Below are 12,709 nucleotides of genomic sequence, written 5' to 3' on the forward strand. Positions count from 1 at the left end.
CCATGCATCCCCTTGTCTGCTATTCTTGGAAATCCATTCATTGCAACTGTTTGTGCATCTATTCATTGAAGGGGGAGCTTCACATGATGTTCCCGACCCGCCATTCCTGGAAACGGCGCAAGGATCGCAGCGGGCGGCAGGAGCCGGGCCGTAAGCGACCGGGGAGATGGTTGATCCGCCTGGTGGTGATGATGAGCGCATGGATTGCGGCAGGCATTATGGTATCGGCGCCAGTATTGGCGATGATGCCGTATGAAACGGAGTATTATGATTACAACAGCGGCGAATGGATCGATGTGCAGCCCATTTATGTACCGCATCTGTATATAACCGGCGCAAGCGATCGGGGGCCGTCGTTCTCCGGACCCAGCGATCTGTACATAACCGGTGACGACCGGGTATATGTAGCGGATACGGGCAATAGCCGGATCGTCGTTCTGGACCGGCAGGGGGATGTCCTTACGGTCATCGGAACTGAAGAAGGACCCGGAAAGCTGAAGGAGCCGGAAGGCGTATTCGTCGACCCGTCCGGTCAGGTTTATGTCGCGGATACCGGGAATAGCCGGATCGCCGTTTATGATCAATACGGTAATTATGTTCGCGAGTTTGTGCGGCCGGAGTCGGCGCTTCTTCCGGACCCGAGCCAATATTTCTTCGTACCCAGCAAAATCGTCGTTGATTCGCGCAAGGTGATGTACATTGTCGTGAAAGGTTCCTATCAGGGCATATTCCGGATGAACGCAGAAGGGGAGTTTACGGGCTTCTTCGGGGCGAATAAAACGCCGCTCACAGTAATGGACCGTCTGAAGAGCACCTGGATGTCGAAGGAGCAGCTGGAGAAGGAAGTGGCCAAACGGCCGCCCGAGGTGCGCAACATCGCCTTGGATTCGGAAGGATTCATCTATACAACTACACAGGAGCAGTACGCCGGCCAAGTGAAGCGGTTGAATGCAAGCGGGGTTAACATGCTGTCCGGACCTCCTCTTGCCAATGCTTGGCTGGTAACCGATGTTGCGATTGACGCTAACGGCATGCTGTATGCGCTGGACTATGATACGGGCAAGACGACGATCTACTCCCCGGCGGGTATGCCCTTGTTCTCCTTCGGAGACCGTCAGAACACGACGATGCAGTTCGGCGTATTGAGCCAGCCAACCAGCATAATCGTAAACAGCGGCAGCGACGTATGGATTGCCGATTCCCATCTGAATATTATCGAGGTGTTTCGGCCTACCGATTTCGGCATGACGGCTCTGCAGGCAGTCAAGCATGATCTGGACGGCAATTATTCGGCGAGCAAACCGCATTGGCAGGAATTAATCAGCCAGAACGACAACCTGTCCATGGCATACCGGGGGCTCGGTCATTCGTTAAATCGTGAAGAGGACTATAAGGGTGCACTGGATTATTACCGGATCGCCTACGATGCCAAGGGATTCTCGAGCGCATACTGGAATATACGGCTCCTGTGGATACAACAGTATTTCGTCTATTTGGCAGGCTCGCTCGTCGTAGGCGGATGGCTGCTGATACGAGGCGTACGGCTGATCAAGGGTTGGATCGCGTCCCGCGAATGGTCGCCCAAACTTGCTCGTTACGGCTCTGAGATTAGCGCAGCCGGCTACCTGCTGTTCCATCCCTATGAGGGCTTCTATCGACTGAAGGACCGCAAAATATCATTCGCGGTGCTGGCGATGTTTATCCTGCTGACAGTCGGGGTGCATCTGGCTTCCACCTACGGGGTCGGATTCGTATTTAAGCCTGTCGACCGCAGTCAAATCAGTCTGGTATGGACGTTGGGCTTGTTCATCGTACCTTGGATTACCTGGGTTATCGCCAATTATTTGATCAGTACGATCAAGGACGGTGAAGGGCGGCTGTACGAGGTGCTGCAGACGAGTATCTATGCGATGGTGCCCTTCATGGTCTGGATACCGCTGCTCACGGCGATCTCGCATATTCTCGTTCTTGAGGAGCGCGTCATCTATGACGCAGGCGTACAGATCGTCTGGTATTGGGTCATCCTGATGTTCTTCGTTATGACGCAGGTCATCCACAATTTCGAGTTTATGGAGACGGCGCGAAACATGGTCATCAGTATTGCCACCATCCTCTTGATCTGGTTGTTCGTGACGATCATGGCCGGACTCGGCTACAACCTCTTCGATTTCTTCGGCCAGTTACTGAGGGAGGTGAAGCTGTATGATTAAACGTCTGTATCATGTGAGACGGTCGCGATGGCTGCTTGCTGCGGGTATTGCGTTAATCGTGTTGATTGTATGTCTGCTCCTCCTTCCGCAGAAGCGTCTCCCGACCTTGGCTTCCCTGGGTTTGGAGCTTCCTGCTCCGGTCTTGCTGCCCGTCTTGTCAGGCGGAAACGGGTTGCCCAAGCAGGCGTTATCGGATGAAGAAGGCTATATAATGGCATTGGAGAATAAGCCGTATCGACTCTGGCTGCACCCGAAGACGGGTCAGATCGCGGTGGAGGAGAAGGCTACGGGATTGCGCTGGCGAAGTAACCCGCGGGAAGAAGACTTGTCCGGCGAGACGGTGAAAGGACTTCTGCTGTCCAACCTGAAATCGACCTTTACGTTCGAGTACGCCAAGGACGGGAAGACGCAGCGGGAAATCGCCAATAGTGTGAATAAAAATATGGAAGTCGAATATATCGCGGGCGACGGCATGGTACAGGCCACATACCGGTTCACGAAGCTGGCGCTTGGCATTGCGATTCAATATGCGCTCAATGAGCATGGACTGGTCGTCCGGATCCCGAGCGCCGGAATCGAAGAGTCGGGAGACAGAAAGCTGTTAACGCTCAACCTGCTGCCGTATTTCGGCGCAGCGCCCGGCAGCTCGAAGGACGGCTATTTGTTCGTCCCCGATGGCCCGGGCGGGCTGATCGTCTTTAACCAAGAACGGACCGTAGCCGAAGGAAAGCGATATACGCAGCCGGTCTACGGCTTCGAATCCGCCAACCGGATCGTTACGGAATCGCAGCGTGAAACGATCAGTTATCCGGTATTCGGACTGAAGAATGCCGGGCAGGCCTATGCCGCAATTATTAGCGAAGGCGAGATGACGGCTAACATTAAAGCGATGCCGTCGGGCGAAGTGTCGAGCTTCCATTCTGCGAACGCGGAATTTGTATACCGCCAGGAATACGGTCAGCGGCTGAGCCGTTTGTCGGCACCGGTATCGATGATCCAGAAGGAACGGATCAAAAGGGACCGAGTCATCGAATATCGGCTGCTCAGCGGCCAATCGGCAGGTTATGTCGGCATGGCGCAGGCTTATCGCAGCTACTTGCTGGAGACGAAGCAGCTCGGCAAGCCGCTAGCGCCGGCGAAGAGCATCCCGCTCGAGCTGACTTTGCTGGGAGGCAATGCGCGCAAAACGGCCTTCGGAACCTCGTTCGTTCCGGTTACGACGTTCCCGCAGGCGTCGGAAATTGTAGGCCGGCTCTCAGAAGCCGGTATAGCCGACCTGCGGGTAACCTATGCAGGCTGGCTGGCTAATGGGGAATATCGAACCGGCACCGCGTTCGCCGTAGAAGATAAGCTGGGCGGCTACGCCGGTCTGAAGAAGCTTTCGTCGTTCTTCAAGGATAGGGGAATTACGACCTTCCGCCTGGAAGCGGATCTTGTTGATCTCATCAACTCTCGAACAGGGGCGCTGGCACGCGGGGAAGGGATTCGCAGCATTGATGGAACCGTTTATTACAACGATAATGGACATTTCCTCCTGAATCCGGTCCAAGGCATACGGCAGGCTGCCGATTGGTGGAGTGAGCTGCGCGGGCTTGGCGCGGACGGGATTCATTTCAATCAGATGGGCCGGCAGGTATTCCGCGATTACAATACTGATCAGCCGTTAGAACGCGAGGATACCGCTTTTTTATACATGGGGCTCTTCAATCACCTTCAAGAAGAGGGGGCCGACGTGTCGGTCAGCAGGGCGAATGCTTATGCGCTATCCGGCGTGGATCATATAGCGAATATGCCGATGAGCTCCAGCCATGATTTTATCATGGATGAGACGGTTCCATTCCTGCCCATCGTACTGCATGGATATGTGACTTACAGCGGAACGCCGGGAAACATGCGCGATTTGTTTGAGGAGGAGCGGCTCAAGGCCATTGAATATGGTGCGGTCCCATCCTTCCTTCTTACCTTTGATCCTCCGCGTCTGTTGAAGAATACGCCGACAAGAGGCATCTACAGCAGCGAATATGCGACTTGGGAGAAGCGGGTGCAGGAAGAGATGACGATGTTCGAACAGCTGGCTCCGGTTCTGAATCAAGAGATGACCGGTCACCGGAAGGCAGGCAAGGATGTGTACGTCACAACATATGCCGATGGTACCGAGGTTGAGGTTAATTACAGCAGCGGGTCATTCGAAGTGAGAGGGGGGAGCGTTCATTGAGTGCCGATCGGATCGAGGAGCTTAAGCGCAGGCGCCGGCAGCAGTGGCTCGAGGTGCTGCGTGAGCAGGGCTTGGGCTACCTGTTTATGGCGCCATGGGCAATTGGCTTTCTTGTGTTCATGGCGATTCCGCTTGGATGGTCGTTATACCTCACCTTTAATAAAGTGAAGCTGACTCCGGAAGGGTTCGATTACGCATGGCGGGGGCTGGGCAACTTCCGCGATGCCCTGCTGCTGGATCATGTGTATCCCGTCAAGCTGCTGACCTATATACAGGAAGTTATTCTCATGATCCCCATTATCGTGATCTTTGCTCTGTTCGTCTCGCTTCTTCTCAATCAAAGCTTCCCGGGACGCTTCCTGTTCAGAGCGATCTTCTTCCTGCCGGTCATATTCGCTACGGGCCAGGTGTTGACGGAGCTGTTCAGCCAAGGAGCGGGGGAGCTGCCTTTCATTGACCAGTATAATGTAAAGCCGCTCGTCCAGCAGTATTTCGGGCCGCGGTTTGCCGAGCCGATTCTGGGTATTCTTGGCAAGGTCGTCATTATTCTATGGTACTCGGGCGTGCAAATTCTGATCTTCATTGCCGGCTTTCAGACGATCTCCAAATCGGTCTACGAAGCGGTCCGGATCGACGGCGCGACGCCGTGGGAAAGCTTCTGGAAAATTACGCTTCCGGGTGCCGTGCCGTTCATAGGCTTGAACGCGATCTATACGATCGTGGATCTGTTCACGTTCCCGCTCAATCCGGTGCTGGAGGAAATTAAGAGCAATATGTTTAAACCGGATACAGGGTACGGTTATGCAAGCGCGCTGGCGTGGATCTATTTTACCATCATATTTCTTCTGTTGAGCGTGGTTTTCCTGCTGATCCGCAAGGCTGCGCTTCGAAGGAGGCGGGTGTAATGGTTGAGCTGGTTCAACGTTGGTCGGCGGCCAAGAACAAGATCCGCCAAGTATGGATCGGCCGTAAAGCGCAGAAGGTGAAGCGTCTCATCATCGGCCAATATCTCAACGACGGCTTGATGGCCAAGGCAGTCATATGCATGATGCTGTCTTTCATTGCCTATTTATATTTGCAGCCGCTGCTGTACATGGTCACGACGATGGTGAAGCCGCTCAGTGACCTGCTCGATCCGACGATCAAGTGGATTCCGCGGAGCCTTGATTGGTCCAATCTGAAGAAGGCGTGGTATGGGCTGCAATACCCGGAGGCCTTCCGCAATACGTTGATCATCGCTCTTATCTGCTCGATCTTCCAAGTCTGCATCTGCGCGATTACGGGCTATGCGTTGGCACGGCTGCGTTTCTTCGGAAGGAACTTCGCTTTCTTCCTGATTATCTTATCGTTCATGGTACCGCCGCAAATCATCATCATCCCGCTGTACAGCATCTATGGGGAACTGGGATGGCTGAACACGCCGCTCGTTTTTCTAATTCCGGCGTTATTCGGCCAAGGGCTGCGAAGCGCCTTGTTCATCATTATCTTTCGCCAATTCTTCTCCACGCTTCCAAAAGCATTGGAGGAGGCAGCCAAGGTGGATGGCGCATCGGGATTCTATTTGTTCGCACGGATCATGCTGCCGTTGGCCCGGCCCGCGGCACTAGTCGTCTTTCTGTTCTCGTTCATCTGGTATTGGAACATGTATTACGAGCCTTCGATGTTTCTGAACAGCAGCTTCACGCCGCTGTCCATTCGCCTGAATAATTTGGAGGCGGTCCTGCTCGGGCCCGATATGAGCGGAGTGAAAATCACGGCGCAGAATCCGATCACCGAAGGTACGAAGATGGCAGGGGCATTCATGATCATTGCGCCGCCATTACTAGTGTATATGATCGCCCAGCGGTGGTTCGTCGAGAGTATCGACCGGACTGGGCTGGTGGAATAGAACCGCGCCGACGAACGAGAGGCTTGGCAAGTCGGCGGTGATCAGGCAAGCGACGAAAGGGGGGACGTTCGTAACGGGATGGAGCGCACGGACGGGTACCGGCAAGAGAGGTATTCGTCCGCCGAACGGCGAGAAATCGCCCATATGAGGAAGGAGGCATCCCTTGTACCTGCGGCCTGGACCGCCCGCGCAAGGGAATACGAACAAGGGAGAGGACCGTTCAATTTCTCGATGACGGCGTCGCCTGGGGACCGTCTTATCCGTTCTCCTGGTCGAACGGCGTCTGACCGTCGTGACGTAATTCGTCCCGACAAGCGGCGGCGGCTAGATGAATCATGCGCCATTACGAATAATAGGAGGATTGTCAAAGGATGAGAAAATGGATTTCTGGCTTATTGGCGGCGATGCTGCTTGCGTCGCTGTTCGCCTCGGCCGCGCTGGCCGACGATTCGGGGAGCGATACGGGCGCACCGTCCGTGATTCGCACGACATTTCAAACCCAACTGGGCTACACCGATCAATACGACGTAAAGTCGGACGCCGTTATGGTGTATGCGACCAAAGCTGAAGGCTTGGCCGAGCTTATCCGTTCCTGGAAGGACAGAGGCTACCGCGTGGATGCGATGATCTCGATCAGCCACGACTGGGAAGGGATCTACGAGCTCGGAACGCTGAGCGGCGAGCCGCATCCGGAAGTGGTGCAAACGCGCAAGGACGGAAGCGATTTCCGCCATGTCGACCCTCGCACCGGTTACGTGACGCCGACGCAAGGATGGAATGATTACGTGCTCGACATCGCGAAGCGAACGGTCGACGAGGGCGCCCACGCGATCGTGTTCGAGGAGCCGGAATATTGGACCGAAGCCGGCTACGAAGGCGCCTTCAAAAGTGAATGGCAGGCCTACTACGGGGAACCTTGGGAGGATCCCGCCTCGTCCGAACAGGCGAGATACAAGAGCGAGAAGCTGAAATCGTATTTGTATACCCGCTCGCTTGACTATATCTCATCGGAGCTGAAGGCCTACAAGCCCGGCATCGAAGTATGGGTCGCTTCGCATAGCACGGTCAATTACAACAGCTACGGCATCGTTGCCGCCAACATTGCCTATTACGACCTTCCCGGCATCGACGGCTTTATCGGCCAGGCCTGGTCGGATACGGCCCGTTATCCGATCCCGTTCGAAGGCGCACAGCAAGAACGCGTATTCGATTCGGCTTATCTGGAATATTCGTCTCTGAGCGAGCTGCAGACGCCCGGGGACGGCAAATCGTTCTACGCGCTGGCCGATCCGAAAGCGGACGACCCGAATTTGGCGAACGGCTGGGATCAGGTCGAGTCATACTATAAGCAGACGATTTCCGCCCAATTCCTGCAACCGAAAATCGAGAAGTTCGAAATCATGCCGTGGCCGTCCCGCGCGTTCGTGCCGGCGCCGATGGCCTACAAGACGGTTCAGATGAACATATTCGAAGCGTCCAAAGCGATTCACGGGCAGCCGTACCGGATGGAGGCCGGTTCGCCCGGCGTCACCTTCTTGATCTCCGATACGATGACGTATCAGCGCGGCGCTGCGCCGACAGCGGCTTCCGAGGCCATGTACGGCCCGACGGCGCCGCTCGTTGCGAAGGGCATCCCGGTCCGGGTGCTCCCCGTCGAACGGGTGTCGGCAACGGCGCTGGCCGATACGAAGGTGCTCGTCATGAGCTACGATTCGTGGAAGCCGTTGAAAGCGTCGTACAATCAAGCGATCGCCGACTGGGTGAAGCAAGGCGGCGTGCTGCTCTATTTGGGCGGCGAGAACAGTTTCCAAAACGTCGGCGAATGGTGGGACGACTCCGGCATCGGAAGCCCGCAGCAGGATTTGTGGAACAAGCTCGGGTTAACGATCTCGAATCCGACCGCGGAGGCCGTCGCGCAGCGTGAAGCGACGCTTCAGCCGACCGCGGCCGCGCAGGCGATCGACGGGGGGCAGACGGCGAGCATCCCGAAGCGGTACGCGCTCACTTCCTACGCGTTGTCTGGCGACGCGGAGCCGTTGTATACGCATGACGGGCATACCGTTTCCTTCCGGCAAACAGCCGGACAGGGACAGGTTATCTATTTCGGCGCGTCGCCGGGATACTTCTCCTCCAGCGACAAGGCGGCCCGATTGCTGCGCGGCTTGACCAAGTACGCGCTCGGCCAAGCGGGCGCCGCCTATGCCGAGTCGAATACGATGACGGCTTACCGGGGTCCGATCGTTGCCGTGCAATCCATGGAGCAGCCGGCCGTCATTCCAGGCCGCTATATCGATTTGTGGGATCCGCGGCTTGGCGTCGTCGACGACAAGACGATTCTGGCCGGTTCCAGCGCGTTGTTGTACGACATTGCCGACATCGATACGTCCGCGGCACCCAGAGTTTATTTCGCCAACGGGGAAATAACGAACAAACGGGAGACGGCTGCCGAGACCGTGGTGACGGTGTCAGGGCCGAAGGATGCGCAAGCGGCCGTGAGATTGGGGTCGGCCAATCGGTATCCGCAGCAAGTGACGGCAACCGACGCCGAGGGACAACCGGCAGCCGTTCGCGCCGAATGGGAGAACGCCAGCCGTACGCTGCTCGTGCAGTTCGAGCATCAGTCGAAGGGCGTAACGGTGCGCGTCGATTGGTCGACGCAGGCGGTCCCCGATTCGCCGCAACAGCAGCTCGGCGAATTCGTCATTCGCACGAACAATGGCAACGAGGATGCTCCCTACAAGGGCACCTTTGTCGGCGAGGTCGGTTCGACGAACGAGTTCCGCTTCGCCGACGGCACGAGCAAGATGGTCTACAGATTGAACTTGAACGAATTTCCGCAAGGCGAACTGATGCTGGAACTGGCCAACAACTTCACGGTCGAGCTGTCGCCTGACGGGGCGGCCTGGGAGGAGATACTGAACGCTCAGGCGATGACGGGACACGATGAGCACAACATGGGCAACCGGGATAAATACGCGGTCGATACGGAGGGGCATACGGCAGCCGATGGAACGATCTATGTCCGCATCGGCGATGCTTCAACCGGCGACGGATGGGGAGGCGCGCTGTTCGGCATCTATGTTCGCTATATGCAGCAGGTGTCTCCACTCGGCTTGTCGCATCAGCCGGACCGGGCGGATTTGACCGGTGAACGGCCTGCGCAGATGAACGTGCTCGTGACGAACCGGAGCGGGCAGACACAGCAGGTCGAGCTGGAAGCGATTCCGATTGTTCAGCCGATGGAGCTGGTTTCCTTCGTTCCGGGTACCGCGGATGAATCGCCTTATTTGATCAAGGACCATCAGACTGGCGTTAACGCGGGCAACTTCCGCTTTACCGACGGAGAACGGTATGCGATCTATAAATTCGTCTTGCCGGAAGGGATCAATGAACCGAGACTGTCCCTCGATATCGGCAATCAGTTTGAGATCGCGTTCGCAAAAGGCTTGACCATTCAGCCGGACGATCCGCAGTGGGCGCTCGTCGCATCCGATTGGACGGTCGCGGATCGGGAGCTTCAGCCGGTGACCGATCTCGGGAACCGCAAGGTACGCAGCTACGACGTCGGCGATTATGCGACGGGCGATCGCGTGCTTTACGTGAAAATATCTGACAGCTTCCCGGAAGACGGACATGGCGCGCTTCTGTCGAAAGCGGCCCTGTCCGGCGAAAGGACGGTGCCGCTGGATGTGACGGCAACGCCGTCGCGGTTCGAGCTCGGCTCCGCTCAATCGAAAGTCGTCGCGGTTACGCTGGCGGCGACGGACGATACGCCTGCCGGAGAGTACAGGCTGAAGCTGAAAGCGACGTCCGGAGCAGGGGAGGCGGTCCACGCGCTGCCTGTCGGCGTCAGGCAAGGGGTACCCTCGTATAGCGCACGTCAAGCGGAAACGGACATCGCGATCGACGGCGTCGTTTCCGCCGGCGAATGGGACGGAGCCGAAGAAATCAATGTATCCCCCGAATCGCCGGCCGTGAAGAAGCACGGCAAAGTATGGGGAGCCATTGCGGACGGCGCCGATTTGACGAGCCGCTATAAAATCAAATGGGATGCCGAGTATCTGTATTTGCTGGAGCAGCGGACGGACAACGTCATCCATTTCACGAATACCGGCGCGCAAATGTACTTGTCGGATGCGACCATGCTGTTTCTGGATATCGATCGCAATAAATCCGGCAGCGGATATCGCGACGGCGACTTTGCGATCATGGTGACGCCGGGCGGCGTCAAGGGCGCCGAGAATCCGCATGTCTTCATCCGCGAAGGTCATGACAACGGCGTTCGAGAGTATGCCTACGATGGCGGCGAGGTCGCCGCGCAAGCGACGGACGGCGGTTATACGCTTGAACTGGCGATTCCCTGGAGCGACTTGAACGTTTATCCGTTTACGCCGAAGGGCGGCGCCGCGATCGGCATGTCGCTGCTGGCGACCGATAACGACGATCAGGATGGCAATGCGAAGTGGGGGCAAGCGATGTGGGCCGGCGACGGTGACAATCAGGCGCTATGGGCGGATATGACGTTCAACGGCGCTGAGAGGCTGGAGATGACCTTGCCGTCCGAGCTGGCGGTCGGCGCAAGCGCCGATGCCGCCTTGCAAGTGGTATTCAGCGACGGAACCGTAAAACCGGCTGCCGGCGAGCTGACCTTCGTCAGCAGCGATGCGGGCGTGGCAGCTGTTGACGCCGCAACCGGCAAAGTGACGGGCGTCAAGCGGGGCGAAGCGGTCATAGCGGTTACTTCATCTCGCTACCTGGGCCTGATAGGAGAGTTCCGAATCGTCATTGAGCCCGTGCTGCGAAGCATCAGCATCCAGCTGCCCTCTCCTTTGCAGGCGGGCAGAAGCGACTATGCAATCGTAATCGGCCATTATAACGACGGTATCGACAGCCGCATCACGGAAGGGCTTGCCTTTAGCAGCGAGAAAACAAAAGTGGCGACGGTGGATGCCGATACCGGCCTGATCCGTGCGATCAAGCCCGGCAATTCGCGCATAACGGCGTCCGTTATCGGCATAGACGCCATGAAGGCGACCGCCAAGCTGCTCGTCCATCCGGCGAAACCTTGACAAGGAGCTTTCCCGGTTGAGCCGGCGCCAATCGCCCAGTCGTAGCGAATCGCTGCCTTGATCATCATTCCATGATCTGATCCGAACGGAACATGTATGCAACCAGCCGAAAATGCGGGGCCTATTCCATCGGAATAGCGCCCCGCTTTCTTCTAAACTATTCGATGATCAGCCCGGTCTTAACGGTAACCCATCAGATACATCCGTCTCATCGCAGTACGGACATCGTCCAATGTTCCGGCGATGAAGCTTGTATAGCGGATGCCTCGTTTCATCGTTCATGTGATATCATTATGAATTAATGGATGCTGCGCAATAGATCGTATACTAGAAAATCTGACTCATAGAGCGAATTGAAGGGTAGTGGAGTTTTTGAACGAAAGATTGCAAGACGGCAGTTTTAGAGAGCATCATAGACAGGCGATTCTGAACTTGGTTGACCGCATACAGAGCGACTCCGATTTCTTGGCTGTCATTATTTCGGGTTCGGTGGCCAAAGGGATTGCGCGCGAGGATTCCGATGTGGATTGTTACTTGGTCGTGACGGACGAAGTCTTCCGGAAACGCCAGCAAGAGGACAATTTGTTCTACTATACGACAGAGGGCTGCGATTATCCGGGCGGTTATTATGACGGCAAAATCATTACCTTCGATTTCGTTCGGGCGGCGGCTGAACGGGGCAGCGAGCCCACACGAGCTTCATTCGAAGGCGCATTCGTCGCCTTCTCCCGTATACCGGAGCTAAGCGGGTTCGTGAGCCGCATTCCCGTGTATCCGGAGCATCAGCGGACGAGAAACTTCGAGGATTTCTATGCTCAAGTAGATCTATACGGGGGATATTTTGCAGAACGGGCATTAACGCTGGACAACAGCTATTTACTGTCTCAAGCGGTCAGCCAAGTTGCGCTGTTCGGCGGAAGGTTGATCCTAGCTTATAACCGGATTTTATTCCCCTGCCACAAGTCGTTGATGCAGACGCTGGAGAAAACGCCGGAGAAACCGGAAGCTTATATGGACCTGATGAAGGCCATGCTTGCCAATCCGACGTTGGAAACCATCCGTGCGTTTACAGAATGCATCAAGTCCTTCCATGATTGGGGACTTACGCCGGGCCAAGCGTTGAGCCGCTTCGTTGAGAATAATGAATGGAACTGGATGGAGCATGAACCGCCGTTAAGCGACCGGTAAGCAAGGTTTGATGGCAATGATGAGGGAGATAAGCGAGAGCTATATATGATAGTGAACATGATGCCTCTTGTACCTGGTGCGGTGCAAGGGGCTGTTTTGGTTTTAATACGGGTTTCGGTGTATAATTAACGCTATTAAA

6 protein-coding genes are annotated in these 12,709 nt (G+C 56.2%); all 6 read left to right on the top strand.

Features of this window, described 5'->3' with window-relative positions; translation table 11 throughout:
* The first annotated feature begins 83 nt into the window (after positions 1 to 83).
* The 6 genes from L1F29_RS14460 to L1F29_RS14485 all read left to right on the top strand — a co-directional run bounded on the left by L1F29_RS14460 (position 84) and on the right by L1F29_RS14485 (position 12,570).
* Complete coding sequence (locus L1F29_RS14460; protein ID WP_258389002.1) at positions 84 to 2,210, top strand: YIP1 family protein; 2,127 nt, start codon at positions 84 to 86, stop codon at positions 2,208 to 2,210.
* Complete coding sequence (locus L1F29_RS14465) at positions 2,203 to 4,425, top strand: DUF5696 domain-containing protein (protein ID WP_258389003.1); 2,223 nt, start codon at positions 2,203 to 2,205, stop codon at positions 4,423 to 4,425. The genes L1F29_RS14460 and L1F29_RS14465 overlap by 8 nt, the downstream gene beginning before the upstream one ends.
* Positions 4,422 to 5,330 (top strand): carbohydrate ABC transporter permease, encoded by a 909-nt coding sequence (locus L1F29_RS14470; RefSeq protein ID WP_258389004.1) that lies wholly within the window; start codon positions 4,422 to 4,424, stop codon positions 5,328 to 5,330. The genes L1F29_RS14465 and L1F29_RS14470 overlap by 4 nt, the downstream gene beginning before the upstream one ends.
* Complete coding sequence (locus L1F29_RS14475) at positions 5,330 to 6,313, top strand: carbohydrate ABC transporter permease (RefSeq protein WP_258389005.1); 984 nt, start codon at positions 5,330 to 5,332, stop codon at positions 6,311 to 6,313. The genes L1F29_RS14470 and L1F29_RS14475 overlap by 1 nt, the downstream gene beginning before the upstream one ends.
* A 371-nt stretch (positions 6,314 to 6,684) precedes the next feature.
* On the top strand, positions 6,685 to 11,382 hold the full coding sequence (locus tag L1F29_RS14480) for a sugar-binding protein (protein WP_258389006.1): 4,698 nt from the start codon (positions 6,685 to 6,687) through the stop codon (positions 11,380 to 11,382).
* 372 nt (positions 11,383 to 11,754) lie between these two features.
* A complete protein-coding gene (locus L1F29_RS14485; protein WP_258389007.1) occupies positions 11,755 to 12,570 on the top strand; it encodes a nucleotidyltransferase domain-containing protein in 816 nt (271 codons plus the stop codon).
* The last annotated feature ends 139 nt before the right edge of the window (positions 12,571 to 12,709 follow it).

Source organism: Paenibacillus spongiae (genome assembly GCF_024734895.1).
In the GTDB taxonomy this organism is placed as follows: domain Bacteria; phylum Bacillota; class Bacilli; order Paenibacillales; family Paenibacillaceae; genus Paenibacillus_Z; species Paenibacillus_Z spongiae.